The sequence below is a fragment of the Ruegeria sp. HKCCD6604 genome, from assembly GCF_013110635.1.
In the GTDB taxonomy this organism is placed as follows: domain Bacteria; phylum Pseudomonadota; class Alphaproteobacteria; order Rhodobacterales; family Rhodobacteraceae; genus Ruegeria.
In genome coordinates, this window is the sequence record NZ_WVQW01000005.1 from 180,616 (window position 1) to 192,643 (window position 12,028).

The 12,028-nt window shown below is 58.1% G+C and carries 19 protein-coding genes and 1 tRNA gene; 7 read left to right on the top strand and 13 right to left on the bottom strand.

The window, feature by feature from the left end; genetic code table 11:
• The first annotated feature begins 62 nt into the window (after window positions 1–62).
• From ribB to GS614_RS13875, 4 genes are read left to right on the top strand one after another with little or no spacing between them, the layout of a single operon-like run.
• Window positions 63–1,184: a 3,4-dihydroxy-2-butanone-4-phosphate synthase gene (ribB, locus tag GS614_RS13860; RefSeq protein WP_171726588.1), complete on the top strand. Its 1,122-nt coding sequence runs from the start codon at window positions 63–65 to the stop codon at window positions 1,182–1,184.
• 2 nt (window positions 1,185–1,186) lie between these two features.
• Window positions 1,187–1,738, top strand: a complete 552-nt coding sequence (locus GS614_RS13865; RefSeq protein WP_171726589.1) for a 6,7-dimethyl-8-ribityllumazine synthase — start codon at window positions 1,187–1,189, stop codon at window positions 1,736–1,738.
• Window positions 1,735–2,217 carry a transcription antitermination factor NusB gene (nusB, locus tag GS614_RS13870; protein WP_171119535.1) on the top strand — a complete coding sequence of 161 codons (483 nt, stop codon included), beginning with the start codon at window positions 1,735–1,737 and terminating at the stop codon, window positions 2,215–2,217. The genes GS614_RS13865 and nusB overlap by 4 nt, the downstream gene beginning before the upstream one ends.
• 59 nt (window positions 2,218–2,276) lie before the next feature.
• Window positions 2,277–2,582 carry a hypothetical protein gene (locus GS614_RS13875; RefSeq protein ID WP_171170548.1) on the top strand — a complete coding sequence of 102 codons (306 nt, stop codon included), beginning with the start codon at window positions 2,277–2,279 and terminating at the stop codon, window positions 2,580–2,582.
• A 214-nt stretch (window positions 2,583–2,796) separates the two neighbouring features.
• Here GS614_RS13875 and GS614_RS13880 read toward each other — a convergent pair whose 3' ends face one another.
• Complete coding sequence (locus GS614_RS13880; RefSeq protein WP_171170550.1) at window positions 2,797–3,222, bottom strand: SRPBCC domain-containing protein; 426 nt, start codon at window positions 3,220–3,222, stop codon at window positions 2,797–2,799.
• Window positions 3,215–3,538, bottom strand: a complete 324-nt coding sequence (locus GS614_RS13885; protein WP_152457560.1) for a helix-turn-helix transcriptional regulator — start codon at window positions 3,536–3,538, stop codon at window positions 3,215–3,217. The genes GS614_RS13880 and GS614_RS13885 overlap by 8 nt, the downstream gene beginning before the upstream one ends.
• A gap of 114 nt (window positions 3,539–3,652) precedes the next feature.
• Between GS614_RS13885 and GS614_RS13890 the strand changes: the two genes are divergently transcribed.
• Window positions 3,653–4,084, top strand: a complete 432-nt coding sequence (locus tag GS614_RS13890; protein ID WP_152457561.1) for an MmcB family DNA repair protein — start codon at window positions 3,653–3,655, stop codon at window positions 4,082–4,084.
• Between the two features lie 2 nt (window positions 4,085–4,086).
• Here GS614_RS13890 and GS614_RS13895 read toward each other — a convergent pair whose 3' ends face one another.
• Window positions 4,087–4,275: a DUF6324 family protein gene (locus GS614_RS13895; protein WP_171206892.1), complete on the bottom strand. Its 189-nt coding sequence runs from the start codon at window positions 4,273–4,275 to the stop codon at window positions 4,087–4,089.
• A gap of 77 nt (window positions 4,276–4,352) precedes the next feature.
• On the opposite strand from GS614_RS13895, the gene GS614_RS13900 reads away from it, so the two are divergent.
• Together GS614_RS13900 and GS614_RS13905 are read left to right on the top strand one after the other, a co-directional pair.
• Window positions 4,353–4,835 (top strand): GNAT family N-acetyltransferase, encoded by a 483-nt coding sequence (locus tag GS614_RS13900; RefSeq protein ID WP_171206891.1) that lies wholly within the window; start codon window positions 4,353–4,355, stop codon window positions 4,833–4,835.
• A 47-nt stretch (window positions 4,836–4,882) separates the two neighbouring features.
• Window positions 4,883–4,959 (top strand) — tRNA-His (locus GS614_RS13905).
• A gap of 94 nt (window positions 4,960–5,053) precedes the next feature.
• On the opposite strand, the gene GS614_RS13910 is transcribed toward GS614_RS13905, so the two are convergent.
• The 10 genes from GS614_RS13910 to GS614_RS13955 all read right to left on the bottom strand — a co-directional run bounded on the left by GS614_RS13910 (window position 5,054) and on the right by GS614_RS13955 (window position 12,005).
• Complete coding sequence (locus GS614_RS13910) at window positions 5,054–5,860, bottom strand: ABC transporter permease (RefSeq protein WP_152457564.1); 807 nt, start codon at window positions 5,858–5,860, stop codon at window positions 5,054–5,056.
• Entirely contained in the window at window positions 5,857–6,744 is an 888-nt protein-coding gene (locus GS614_RS13915; RefSeq protein WP_171170555.1) for an ABC transporter permease, read from the bottom strand. Before GS614_RS13915 ends, GS614_RS13910 begins: the two co-directional genes overlap by 4 nt.
• A gap of 82 nt (window positions 6,745–6,826) precedes the next feature.
• Window positions 6,827–7,576: a transporter substrate-binding domain-containing protein gene (locus tag GS614_RS13920; RefSeq protein ID WP_171170557.1), complete on the bottom strand. Its 750-nt coding sequence runs from the start codon at window positions 7,574–7,576 to the stop codon at window positions 6,827–6,829.
• A gap of 33 nt (window positions 7,577–7,609) precedes the next feature.
• Window positions 7,610–8,386 carry an ABC transporter ATP-binding protein gene (locus GS614_RS13925; RefSeq protein ID WP_152457567.1) on the bottom strand — a complete coding sequence of 259 codons (777 nt, stop codon included), beginning with the start codon at window positions 8,384–8,386 and terminating at the stop codon, window positions 7,610–7,612.
• Window positions 8,387–8,495: 109 nt separating this feature from the next.
• Window positions 8,496–9,254 carry a phosphate/phosphite/phosphonate ABC transporter substrate-binding protein gene (locus GS614_RS13930; protein ID WP_216597811.1) on the bottom strand — a complete coding sequence of 253 codons (759 nt, stop codon included), beginning with the start codon at window positions 9,252–9,254 and terminating at the stop codon, window positions 8,496–8,498.
• Window positions 9,255–9,259: 5 nt separating this feature from the next.
• On the bottom strand, window positions 9,260–9,697 hold the full coding sequence (locus GS614_RS13935) for a TerB family tellurite resistance protein (protein ID WP_171119546.1): 438 nt from the start codon (window positions 9,695–9,697) through the stop codon (window positions 9,260–9,262).
• A gap of 20 nt (window positions 9,698–9,717) precedes the next feature.
• Window positions 9,718–10,167 carry a TerB family tellurite resistance protein gene (locus GS614_RS13940; RefSeq protein ID WP_152457570.1) on the bottom strand — a complete coding sequence of 150 codons (450 nt, stop codon included), beginning with the start codon at window positions 10,165–10,167 and terminating at the stop codon, window positions 9,718–9,720.
• Window positions 10,168–10,209: 42 nt separating this feature from the next.
• On the bottom strand, window positions 10,210–10,503 hold the full coding sequence (locus GS614_RS13945) for a DUF1330 domain-containing protein (RefSeq protein WP_152457571.1): 294 nt from the start codon (window positions 10,501–10,503) through the stop codon (window positions 10,210–10,212).
• 75 nt (window positions 10,504–10,578) lie between these two features.
• A complete protein-coding gene (locus tag GS614_RS13950) occupies window positions 10,579–11,355 on the bottom strand; it encodes an isocitrate lyase/phosphoenolpyruvate mutase family protein (protein ID WP_171726590.1) in 777 nt (258 codons plus the stop codon).
• Between the two features lie 167 nt (window positions 11,356–11,522).
• Window positions 11,523–12,005: a bacterioferritin gene (locus tag GS614_RS13955; protein WP_152457573.1), complete on the bottom strand. Its 483-nt coding sequence runs from the start codon at window positions 12,003–12,005 to the stop codon at window positions 11,523–11,525.
• Window positions 12,006–12,028: the final 23 nt, after the last annotated feature.

Sequence of the window (12,028 nt, forward strand, 5' to 3'; positions counted from 1 at the left end):
TGGTCTTTGCGCCCTCAGTGGTCTATTCCGCCGAGCAAACCTGCCATGTGAAAGGCTGCCCCATGAGCTTTGAAACCCCCGGACCGGTCGAGGCCCAGTTGCGTGACGCGATCAGCCCGATCGAAGAAATCATCGAAGAAGCGCGCGCAGGCCGGATGTACATTCTGGTCGATCACGAAGATCGTGAAAACGAAGGCGATCTGGTGATTCCGGCCGAGTTTGCGGATGCCGAGGCGATCAACTTCATGGCCACCCACGGGCGCGGTCTGATCTGTTTGCCGATGACGGCGGAACGGATAGATGCGCTGGGGCTGCCGATGATGGCCGTGAACAACTCGTCCCGGCACGAGACGGCTTTCACCGTATCGATTGAGGCGCGCGAAGGTGTCAGCACCGGGATTTCAGCCGCCGACCGGGCGCTGACCGTGGCGACCGCAATAAATGAACAGAATACGATGGCGCATATCGCCACCCCAGGCCATGTCTTTCCGTTGCGGGCAAAGCGGGGCGGGGTGCTGGTGCGCGCAGGCCATACCGAGGCCGCCGTGGATATCTCGCGCCTTGCCGGGCTAAACCCGTCAGGCGTGATCTGCGAGATCATGAATGCAGACGGAACCATGGCGCGCCTGCCGGATCTGGTCGAGTTCGCCAAAAAGCACAACATGAAAATCGGCACGATCAGCGACCTGATCAGCTATCGGGCGCGCAATGACAATCTGGTTGTCGAGACTTCTCGTCAAACAGTCACCTCGGAATACGGCGGTGAGTGGGAAATGCGGATTTTCACCGATCAGACCCACGGCATTGAACATGTTGTCATGATCAAAGGCGACATCACCACGCCCGAGCCCGTTCTGACGCGCACGCACGCCCTGCACGAAGCGCCGGATATCCTGGGGCTTGGCCCGAAATCATCGCGCGAGTTGCCGCGCGCGATGGAAAAGATCGCCGAAGAGGGCCGCGGAGTGGTCTGCCTGTTCCGCCAGCCGCGCAACTCGTTGTATGCGGTCGAGGATGAAGGCCCGCGCACCATCAAGCAAACCGGTCTGGGGGCGCAGATCCTGTCCAAGATGGGGATTCAGGAACTGGTGCTTCTGACCGACTCTCCTGAAACGGTGTATCTTGGGCTGGACGCGTTTGGCCTGTCCATCGTCGGCACCCGCTCGATTCTGAAGGAAGACTGAACATGGCTGAACAAGACAAACACGGAATTCTGCCGACACCCAGCTTCGACAAGCCGGTGAAACTGCTGATCGTGGCCGCTCCGTTCTACCGCTCGATCGCCGACAACCTGATTGCGGGTGCCACGGCCGAGATCGAAGCGGCTGGCGGCACCTGCGAAGTGGTCGAAGTGCCCGGCGCGCTGGAAATTCCCACGGCCATCGCCATGGCCGACCGACAGTGCAACTTTGACGGCTATGTCGCGCTTGGCTGCGTCATCCGCGGTGAGACCACGCATTACGAAACCGTCTGCAACGACTCCAGCCGCGCGATCCAGCTGCTGGGCCTACAGGGGCTGTGCATCGGCAACGGCATCCTGACGGTCGAGAATGACGAGCAGGCCGAAGTCCGCGCCAACCCCGAAAAGATGAATAAAGGGGGCGGCGCGGCCGCTGCGGCCTTGCATCTGATCGCGCTCAGCCGTAAGTGGGGCGCTTCGAAAAAGGGCGTCGGATTCAAGCCGCCGTCCGAGTCCATCATGGTGGCGGGCGACAGCAACGGATCAACGACAGCATGACCCAGACAGACACGCCGAAACCGGCAAACCGGAAACGCCTGATGAAATCCGCAGCGCGGCTTTATGCCGTGCAGGCGCTGTTCCAGATGGAACAGTCGGGCCAGACGACCGAGCAGGTGGTCAACGAGTTTCTGGACCACCGGTTCGGCGCGGTCTACGAGGGCGACGAGATGCTCGAGGGCGACAGCACGCTGTTCCGCAAGCTGGTGGATGACGCGGTGAACTATCAGGCGCCGATCGACCAGATGACCGACCGCGCGCTGGTGGCGAAATGGCCGATCGCGCGCATCGACCCGACCCTGCGCGCGCTGTTTCGCGCGGCGGGTGCGGAACTGACCCAAAGCGGCACACCGCCCAAGGTGGTGATCACCGAGTTTGTCGATGTGGCACGTGCATTTTTCCCTGAGGGTAAGGAACCAAAATTCGTCAATGCCGTGCTGGATCACATGGCGCGCGAGGCCCAGCCCGAGGCGTTCTGACACGTTTACCTGAACCAGACATGCGCTAGCATTGTTTTCGAAGCGCAAGGAGGTTCGCCATGCCCAAACTGATCCGCCTGTATATCACGCAAGTCGCCTGGGGTTTTGTCATTTCGGCCGTGTTTGTCGGGGTGCTCTTGGCGCTGAACGTCGCGAACCTTCGGCATCTGATCACCGGGTCGGAAATCGGCCTGATAGCGTTGGTGATGATCTGGTTCATGAACGGCATCGTCTTTGCCGGCGTTCAGTTCGCGTACAAGATCATGAGCATGGCGGAAAAGCCGCAGGGGCCGCGTCGGGGAACACCGGTCGCACACAGCTTCGAGCCGGCAACCGTGAAACAGGAAGCCCACGCAGGGCGCTGATATTTCAGGGAAAGTGCGGCGGGACCACCAGTCAACCGTGCGGTTTGATTCCCGAGGACCTGTATGTACAGGTGGGCGCCGGGTAATCAGGCCAGGACCTGAACAGAGCCAGCCCCCTCGGAATTGCTTAAGGCCACCAGAATGCTACCTGTCACAAGAAGGGCAGAACCCGCCACGCGCTTAAGTAGGGTGTCTGACGGGTTCGCGCAAGAGGTCAGGCGTCAACAGTTTCGTGCAATGCCACACGCAACTTGCCGAAATGTTCATCCCATCCTTTGTCCAGGGCCAGGATCAGATCAAATGCTGCGACGCCTTGCGGCAATCCTTCGTGCACAAGCTCAAGACGTGTGCCGCCCGAGACCGGCTCCAATGTCCATTTGACCACGCTGACAGCGTCTCCCATCGGTTTGACGGTGAAGGTGTGTTCAAGATATTTTGGGGGGCGGGCGACACGGACCTCTCCCCAGATCAGCAAGTCGCCGCTTGTCGTGCCGAACATCTCAAGCTTCTGACCTTCTGCCAGTGTTCTTTCAGGTTTGTGGAACCATTCCGCCAAATGCTCAGGTTCCGTCAGATATGCCCAAACGGTTTCCGGTTCCGCCCTGAGGAAAATCGATTTCTTCAATACGGCATCAGTCATTTTGTTTCCTTTCAATGGCTTCCTTGAGAGAGTTGAGGCGATCGTCCCAGAACTGGTCAAAATAGCTGAGCCAGTCGAGCACCGGGGCCATACCCTGTGGTTCAAGTCGATTGATGCGTTCCCGGCCGCGCGCTTCGACTGTGATCAACCCACCGTCGGACAGAATCGTCAGGTGTTTTTTGACCGCAGCGCGGGTCATGTCGAACCGGTCCGTCAACTGCCCGATCGTCATGTCCTGTGACGAGAGCAGTCGCACGATGTTCCGGCGTGTGGGATCGGCCAGCGCGCGAAACGCGTTTTGAGTTTGGTTCTCCATAAGCAACCCCAGAAATAGTACCTTTTGGCGTCATATGAATGTAATACCAAAAGGTACTATGTCAAGACGCAAAGGCGCTTTACTTTTGTTCGCTAATTGTTCACATTTTCAGCTATGACTTTGGATCTGCAACCTGGACAGAGACTGGCACGTGGCGTCGCGCGGCATCTTGCGGCCCATGGCTTTGTTTCTGTGGAGGAATTCGTACCTGCGCGCGGGTTGCGCGTTGACGTGATGGGGCTGGGGCCAAAGGGTGAGTTGTGGGTGATTGAATGCAAATCCAGCCGTGCCGATTATCAGTCGGATTCGAAATGGCAGGGCTATTTGGAATGGTGTGACCGCTTCTTTTGGGCCGTCGATACAGAATTCCCGACCGATCTGTTGCCTGATGAAACAGGCCTGATCATCGCCGATGCCTATGATGCGGAAATCGTGCGCATGGCGCCCGAGGACAAAATCGCACCGGCGCGGCGCAAGAAGATGATCCAGAAATTTGCAACGGATGCCGCGCGCCGTTTGCACGCGCTTCGGGATCCCAGGCTGTAAGGTCAACCTTTGACGGCAAGGGCGGCTTGTACCGCAGCACGAATTTCGTCGGCGATTTCTGCTGCTTCTTCCGGGTCAAAATCCATCGGTATTTCGATGCCGTCAGCTTCGATGAACAGTCGGACCATACCCTGATCGGTCGGACCGATTTGCAGGTTTGCCTGAATGTCGCGTTCGGTATTGATGCCCATCTGTGCCTCCGAGACTGAGCGTTCCTGCTAGCGCGCACGGGGTTGAGAATCAAGTCACCTTTGCGGTCAGATGAGATATGGAAGACGCCGTTCTCAGACCCTTTCACCCCGATGACGCCGCGTGGCTGGTTGAACAGCACGGTCTGCTTTATGCGCGCGACGAAGGGTTTGATGACAGCTTTGCGCCCCTAGTGGCCAGCATCCTTGACGACTTCATGGCCAACAGTGACCCCGAGCTTGAAAGAGGCTGGATCGCCGAGCAGGACGGGCAGCGTCTGGGCAGTATTTTCTGCGTTGCTGTTGACCGGAATACCGCCAAGTTGCGGCTGTTTCTGCTTGTCCCGCAAGCACGAGGGCTGGGGCTGGGAAAGCGCCTGTTGCAAGCATGCACTGCCTTCGCACGCGGGGCAGGATACAAAGAAATGGTTCTGTGGACGCACGAAAGCCATACCGCCGCCTGCGCACTTTACAAGGCGTCCGGCTGGGAATTGACAGACAGCAAAGCGGTGCATTCCTTCGGTGTCGATCTTGTCGAACAAAGCTGGAAATTTCGGCTTTAATGCTCTTGCATTCCGCGGGCGTGTTCGGTACATCGCCCCTCACGAGTGCCGCCTTAGCTCAGTTGGTTAGAGCGCTGGATTGTGGATCCAGAGGTCCCCTGTTCAAGCCAGGGAGGCGGTACCACTTCTCCCCTTTTGAATGTGCTGTAAAGCGCGCGGGCGCGCGGTGATTGGCGTTGATTTGGTTTGGTGTCCAGACGTGACTGGCGCGCCGAAACTCAGCGCGCCAGGTTCAGTTTGAACCGCATCTTGGCCCGTTTTGCGACCGGCAGGTGCCGGTTCAGGCGTTTATTGATCAGGCCAAAGCCCCCGACAATCACCAGCGTCAGCAGGATGAAATAGAACGCCAGTATCGGGTATGGGATGAACGGGTTGAACGTCTTGTCTGCAAAGTAACTGGCGTAATACAGGGCGTCTCCGCGTTGCTGCCATGCCGGGAAGGCTGAAAAGAAGACCAGCGTTGTTGCGTGGAAAAGAAAGATCGCTTCGTTTGTGTAGGCAGGCCAGGCAAGCCGCAACATGGTGGGCCAGACGATCCGGCGAAAACGGGCCCAGCCTGACATGCCATAGGCATCTGCGGCTTCGATATCGCCCTTGGGAATGGACCTTAGCGCTCCGTAAAAGATCTCGCCCGAATAGGCTGCGGTGTTGAGGAACAGCACGATCAGCGCCCCCAGCCAGGCTGAGGTGAAGGCGTCGAACATCGGGTTGGATTTCTTCAGCGACAGGAACAGGAAATAGGCGAAGAAAAACTGGATAAACAAGGGCGAGCCGCGAAACAGGAAAATGAACCATTCCGAAGGCTTGCGAAGCCATTTGTTTGCTGACGCCTTGCCGACGGCCAGGGCCGTGGCCAGAAAAAAGCCGGTCGCCAGCGCCATGATCCCGAAATAGACATTCCAGATCATCCCCGACCCGATCAGCGTGAACTGTTCGCACAGGGTGAAGTCACTTTTGGGCAGTAGTCGCTCGCCGATACCCAGGGACCGCAGGCCGTAATCTTGAATCGTCTGCAAGCAGCTCATGCCGTGGTCTCCTTGCGCAGAAGCTCACCGCCGGACGTGGCCTGCCCGTGGGACAGTTTCCGCATCAGCTTTTCAAGCCCAAGTTCAGATACGCGCGTCATGCCGAGGTAGAAGACAAGCAGGAACAGGAAGTACCACATGCGCCAGTCGCCATGCGGATATTGGGTGAACTTGGACGTCTTGGTGCCGCCAAGTTCGCGGGCCCAATAGACGATGTCTTCGATCCCCAGCAGGAACAGCAGCGGAGTGGCCTTGATGAGAACCATCCAAAGATTCGACAGGCCGGGCAGGGCATAGACCCACATCTGCGGCACAAGGATGCGCCAGAAGGTCTGACGACGGGACATGCCATATGCTTCGGCGGTTTCAAGCTGCGCGTGGGGCACGGCGCGCATTCCACCAAACAAAACGTTTGCCGCAAACGCCCCGAAAACAATTGAGAAGGTAACGACGGCCAGGAAAAAGCCGTAGGTTTCATGCACCCATTCCGGTGCGGTCCCCAATGGCAGCTTGGCCGCCTGACAGACGATAAAGTCATTTCCCTGCCGGATCGGGTCGGTCCATTCGGGGCACAATATCTTGTGCCGCGTCCATTCGAATGCCTGATCCAAGGCTATCACGAAAAACAGGAAGAAAGCGATGTCCGGAACACCACGCACGATGGCAATATACCCTTTGCCCAGCCAGCTCAGGGGCGGGAAATGTGATCGGGCGGCCATTGCGCCAACAAAACCAAACGCCAATGCGACCGGCGCGGTCACCGCCAGCAATCCCAACACCTTGAGGAACGATAGGTAGAAGGACCAGTGCACGCCGTTGGTCAGGTAGCAGGAGAACCAGCGGAACGTTCCAAGCGTGTCAGGGTCAGCGCAATAGGAAAACATGAAGCGTCTTTCGAGCGTCGTACCCGGTTATTCCACCGGGCAGGGTTCGGCGCGATGGACGCGCCGAACCGCTTGATACGGATTAGTTTGTAACGACCGAACCGTCAGCGTTGTAGGTCGGAACGCCTTCGCCGAACCACTTGATGATCAGTTCGTTCAACGAACCGTCCGCTTTCATCGAGGTGATCGCCTCGTCGAACTTTCCGCGCAGTTCGCCATCCGATTCACGGATGCCCAGCCCGATGCCACCGCCCAGCGGAACGTCATCACCCACGAAAACCAGCTCTCCGGCGGATTCCTCGACGATCGGCACCAGGAAGTCCTTGTCGGCAAACACGGCATCGGCTTCACCGTTGCGGACGGCTGCGATGGTTTCTTCCGGAGTTGCAAACTCGACCAGAGTCGCGCCCGACTCGGCTACGTGGCCTGCCTGAATGGTGGCGGTCTGTGCGGCAACGACGCCGGTGGTGACATCAACATCCGCAGACGCACCGACATAGGCCGAGGCCGCAGGCGGGAAGTAGTTCTGGGTGAAGTCGATGACTTCGTCACGTTCGTCGGTGATCGACATACCCGCGATGATGGTGTCGTAGTTGCCCGAGACCAGGTTCGGAATGATCGAATCCCAGTCGTTCTTGACCCATTCACATTCCAGGTTTGCGCGCTTGCACAGTTCGTCGCCGACTTCACGCTCGAAGCCGTCGATTTCGCCCGCATCATTGATGAAGTTGTACGGAGGGTAGGCGCCCTCGGTTCCCATGCGGACCGTGTCGGCCATGGCGATACCGGCGGTCAGCGCCAGTGCGGCAGTGGACAGAATCAGATTTTTCATTGGTTGCTCCCCAGTTTGGTTCTGTTTTTGAAGTTAAGCCGCCTGAGTGGCGGAGAGAAAACCCCGAAGCCGTTCGGATTCAGGAGATGTGAAGATATCTTCGGGCGTGCCTTCTTCCTCGATCAGGCCCTGGTGCAGGAACACCACGTGGCTTGAAATGTCGGCGGCCATTTTCATGTCATGCGTCACGATGATCATGGTACGCCCTTCGGCGGCCAAGTCCTTGATCACCTTGATCACTTCCTGTTCCAGTTCAGGGTCCAAAGCCGAAGTCGGTTCATCAAACAGCAGGGCTTCGGGTTCCATGCACAGGCCGCGGGCGATGGCGGCGCGCTGTTGCTGCCCGCCGGACAATTGCGCCGGATAGGCGTCGCATTTGTCGCCGATGCCAACCTTATCCAGATACTTGCGCGCGCTCTCTTCCACCTCGGCCCTGTCGCGCCCCAGAACGGTCACGGGGGCTTCCATCACATTTTGCAGGATGGTCATATGCGCCCAAAGATTGAACTGTTGAAACACCATCGACAGGTTGGTGCGTATGCGCAGAACCTGTTTGGAGTCGGCGGGGCGGCGCCCGTGGCTTTCCCCGGACCATTTCACAGGCTCACCCTTGAAAAGGATTTCTCCTTGCTGGCTGTCTTCCAGAAGATTGCAGCATCGCAGAAGCGTCGACTTGCCGGACCCGGACGACCCAATCAGTGATACCACGTCACCGCGATGTGCCGTGATATCGACCCCCTTCAACACTTCAAGATTTCCGAAGCTTTTGTGAAGGTCTTTGATTTCGATAACGGGTGCAGTTTCTGTCACGGGCAGTCCAGTGGTTGGTGGTGTTGGTCCGGTACTAGGACCGAAAAAAAAGGTCAATGCAATGTGCAAATGACAGAATCAAGCGGAGAAACACCCAAATTGGCCAAAATCAGTCGACAAATTGGGCAGTCGTTGATCCGCCGTCTTTGGGGGGCGCCGGAGTGGGGACAGCCAAGTAGTGCGCCGCGGGAATATCGATCAACCCGCGTATATGCAGCAATCGTTGATCGTCGTCGCAAAGCTGGTCAATCGCGGCCCGAACAGCGCCTGCAACGACCTGCGGATTCTGACCCATCGATGTGATGTAGGGCAGGGTCGGAGTCGGAGTCGTTCTTGCCAGTTCGCGCAGTTTGGTCCCCAAATTGCTATGTTGTTGCAGCATCAGCCACGTCAGCATGTCCAGTGCGGCAAAGTCCGCTTTGCCATCTGCGACGGCTTGGGCAGACAGCGCATGCCCGCCGGTTTCCAACAGTCCGGCGGGGTGCAGGTTTGCTTGGGTCATATGTGTGATCGGGGCTGCCCAGCCGGATTGGGACAGGCTCTCATTATACGCGAACACGCCTGTGCTCAGCCCCGCCAGATCCCGGTCGTCGTCATTCCGAGACACAAAGACCGAGCAATAGTATCCGGGGGGACATCCGGGCAGGCCATAGTCCGGGGTGCCAACCAGTTGCACGTGACCATGCAATCGGGTTCGAAACGGCATGCCACAGGTTTGTGCCAGAATCAGTTTTGGGTCCCGCCAGACCGTCCACACGTCTTTGTCGCGGGTAAGGTGTTCCGGGCCTGATCCAAGTTGGGCGCGAATCAGGTTCCAGAACCTGTCATTGGCGGCTTGCAGGGCAGGCATGTCATACATGCCCAGCATGGCAATCACGATTTTGCAGCCTTTTGCCGTGCCAAAGCGGAATCCACGTCACTTACGCCTAGAAGACTGACCACCAGACGCAGCAGCGAATCTTCCTCGCTTGTGCGGTGCCCATCGGCCAACGCCACGGACCACAGTGCCTGAACGACCGCAAGCCGATCTTCATAGGCAACCGCCTCTTTGATGGCTCGGGTAAAGCGGACGGTGTCCGGGGCCTCGGCCTCAAGATCTTCAGCGCGGGCGCGCAGGGCGGCGCTTTCGAACGGCGACAGGCCATAGCGTTGCGCCGAAATTCGGTCGATACGGGCCATTTCGGTATCGGAATAGTCATTGTCGGACCGTGCCAGACGCACCAGCAGGGCCGTCAGGGCCAGGCGGGCGTCATCGTCGACAAGAGGATCGGGCTGAGGCTGCGTGAGCCTGGAAAGAAATTCACTGAACATGCGTTAGATATAGCGAGCGACTAACTCACATCCAAGCGGCTTTGAACGCGTTCACGCGCAGCCTTGCTGTCGTTAAAGCTCAACCCCATGGCAACGCGGGCTTCCTCGACGATTTTCACCTCGCCTTCGTCGGTGTTTCCATCTGCCAGGACAACTTCCCATAGCGCATCCAGAGCGGCCAGGCGTTCCTTCAGATCCGTGGTCTCACGGATCAGCTTGCCGAAGGTATCGGTATCCGGTGCTGCCGCGTGAAGCTTTTCGCATGTGGCGCGCACCTTGGCTGCTTCGATCGCGTTGTGCTGGTAAAGACGGGCCAGGATTTTGTCGATCAGGCGGATCTCTTCCAGCTTGTAGTCCCGATCAGCCTGCGCCACGCGCACCATGAGCGCCCCCAGAGCAAGTTCGGCATCCGGGTCCGGAAGATGTTCATGCTGGGGCGGTCTGAGCGCCTGAAGGAACTTTTTCAACATGGCAAAAGATTATTCCATATTTTGTGGTGCGCCAAGCTTAGTCTACCCGTCATAGCCCTGAATGATCACAAGATCGCCCATCGATACCGGGGCGCGCAGTGCTTTGGCTTTCTGGTATGCTTCGCTTTCGTAACAGGCAAGCGCATCCTCATAGCTGGGAAATTCGATCACGACGGTCCGGGCGCGCGCTGCGCCTTCCTTAACTTCGCGCTTTCCTCCGCGCGTCAGAAAGCGCGCACCATAAGCTGCAAAGGGTTCCGCATTTGCAGCAATGTAGGTCTTGTACGTGTCCATGTCGTCCACATCGACATGTGCAACCCAATAGCCTTTCATCAGGCTTGCCTCCTGTTCAGTTTCAAAAGCAGGGTGGTGAGAAGTGGCGGCAATTGCAATCCCACAACTTCAGGGTGATCAGTTGCGGTAGTGAATAGCGGCGTGCGCCTGATCTGTTAACCACTTGATCATCTGACGATAAGGAACCGGACCATAGCTGACGCGCGTAACCCCCAGTTCAGCCAGACGCGGTGTGCCGGGGGTGCCGGGCAGGGCGATGATGTTGACCGGAAGGTTCGTGCGCTCGCACAGATGGCCGATCATCGCCTCGTCTTTCAGCCCCGGAGCAAAAAAACCGCTGGCGCCCGCAGCCTCATAGGCCGAAGCACGGGCAATGGCGTCGTTCAGCATGGCCTCATCATGTGTTTCTGCCGGGGCTTTCAGGAAAATGTCGGTTCTTGCGTTGACATAGGCAGGTATGCCCGCGTCTTCGCAGGCCGCGCGCATGGCTTCGACGCGTTTGGCCTGAACCGCTGTATCGTACAGCCCGTCGCCGCCGATGATCTGATCTTCGAAGTTGAAACCTACCACGCCGCAATCCAGCGCACGCTTGACGTTTTGCGCAATGCCCTGTGGATCTTCGGCATATGCCCCTTCGAAATCCAGTGTCACCGGAAGATCAACCGCTGCAACGATGCGGCGCGCATTGTCCAATGCGGCCTCAAGCGGGATGTTCTGACCGTCGCCAAAACCCTGTGCCATGGCAACAGGTGCACTGCCGGTTGCAATGGCTTGCGCGCCTGCATCCCGCACCGCGCCGGCACTGCCAGCATCCCAGATGTTGAACAGAATGACGGGGTCGCCCTTTTTGTGAAGGCTGGTAAAGGTCTTCGCGCGTTGGGATTGATCGCTCATCGGGGCTCTCCTGTCGTGGTGTGATCAACAGTTAACCCCATGAGGGCAGACCGAGTAGAGGTTTTTTGCTCGGCAGCGTCACATTGAAGTGACGGTAGCCGCATGGCCCGGTCCATGGCAAGATGGTCCGGGCCATGCTGGTGCATGGGCAAGCGGCGGTGCGTGCCTCAGGCTTCTTCTGCCGCGCCGGATACGAATTTTGCGCTGAAGTTGGCCTCACCCAAACGCTTCAACAGGTTCAGCTGAGTGTCCAGCCAGTCTTTATGGCCTTCTTCTTCCAGCAAGATGCGTTCGAACAGGGTCCTTGACCCGACATCGCCGACCTCGGCGGCCTGCAACGCGGCCTTGGTATAGAAGTCGACCGCCTCGGTTTCATCTTTCAGGTCTGCGGCAAACATGTCTTCCAGAGACCCCGCGGCAACTGGACTTTTCTGAAACGCAAGCTCGGGCACACCGCCAAGGAACAGGATACGCTCGATGAACGCGTCGGAGTGACCCAATTCTTCCTGCATTTCAGCGCGCATTTTTTCGGCAAGGATGTCCAGCCCCCAGTCCTCCAGCACATGGGCATGCAGCTGATACTGGTGCGCCGCCGTCAGCTCCATATGAAGCGCTTGCTGGAGGTTGGTAATCGTTGTTGCGTTGCTCATCGGAAATCTCCTGAAACTCTGAA

Bases quoted from the DNA above. Each gene is read 5' to 3' on its own strand.
- GS614_RS13940 (WP_152457570.1), bottom strand. From the start codon at position 10,167: ATGTTGAAAAAGTTCCTTCAGGCGCTCAGACCGCCCCAGCATGAACAT.
- GS614_RS13900 (WP_171206891.1), top strand. From the start codon at position 4,353: ATGGAAGACGCCGTTCTCAGACCCTTTCACCCCGATGACGCCGCGTGG.
- GS614_RS13930 (WP_216597811.1), bottom strand. From the start codon at position 9,254: ATGCTGGGCATGTATGACATGCCTGCCCTGCAAGCCGCCAATGACAGG.
- GS614_RS13895 (WP_171206892.1), bottom strand. From the start codon at position 4,275: ATGGGCATCAATACCGAACGCGACATTCAGGCAAACCTGCAAATCGGT.
- GS614_RS13950 (WP_171726590.1), bottom strand. From the start codon at position 11,355: ATGAGCGATCAATCCCAACGCGCGAAGACCTTTACCAGCCTTCACAAA.
- GS614_RS13880 (WP_171170550.1), bottom strand. From the start codon at position 3,222: ATGACTGATGCCGTATTGAAGAAATCGATTTTCCTCAGGGCGGAACCG.
- GS614_RS13910 (WP_152457564.1), bottom strand. From the start codon at position 5,860: ATGAGCTGCTTGCAGACGATTCAAGATTACGGCCTGCGGTCCCTGGGT.
- GS614_RS13885 (WP_152457560.1), bottom strand. From the start codon at position 3,538: ATGGAGAACCAAACTCAAAACGCGTTTCGCGCGCTGGCCGATCCCACA.
- GS614_RS13935 (WP_171119546.1), bottom strand. From the start codon at position 9,697: ATGTTCAGTGAATTTCTTTCCAGGCTCACGCAGCCTCAGCCCGATCCT.
- GS614_RS13920 (WP_171170557.1), bottom strand. From the start codon at position 7,576: ATGAAAAATCTGATTCTGTCCACTGCCGCACTGGCGCTGACCGCCGGT.
- GS614_RS13865 (WP_171726589.1), top strand. From the start codon at position 1,187: ATGGCTGAACAAGACAAACACGGAATTCTGCCGACACCCAGCTTCGAC.
- GS614_RS13875 (WP_171170548.1), top strand. From the start codon at position 2,277: ATGCCCAAACTGATCCGCCTGTATATCACGCAAGTCGCCTGGGGTTTT.
- GS614_RS13955 (WP_152457573.1), bottom strand. From the start codon at position 12,005: ATGAGCAACGCAACAACGATTACCAACCTCCAGCAAGCGCTTCATATG.
- nusB (WP_171119535.1), top strand. From the start codon at position 1,735: ATGACCCAGACAGACACGCCGAAACCGGCAAACCGGAAACGCCTGATG.
- GS614_RS13915 (WP_171170555.1), bottom strand. From the start codon at position 6,744: ATGTTTTCCTATTGCGCTGACCCTGACACGCTTGGAACGTTCCGCTGG.
- GS614_RS13890 (WP_152457561.1), top strand. From the start codon at position 3,653: ATGACTTTGGATCTGCAACCTGGACAGAGACTGGCACGTGGCGTCGCG.
- ribB (WP_171726588.1), top strand. From the start codon at position 63: ATGAGCTTTGAAACCCCCGGACCGGTCGAGGCCCAGTTGCGTGACGCG.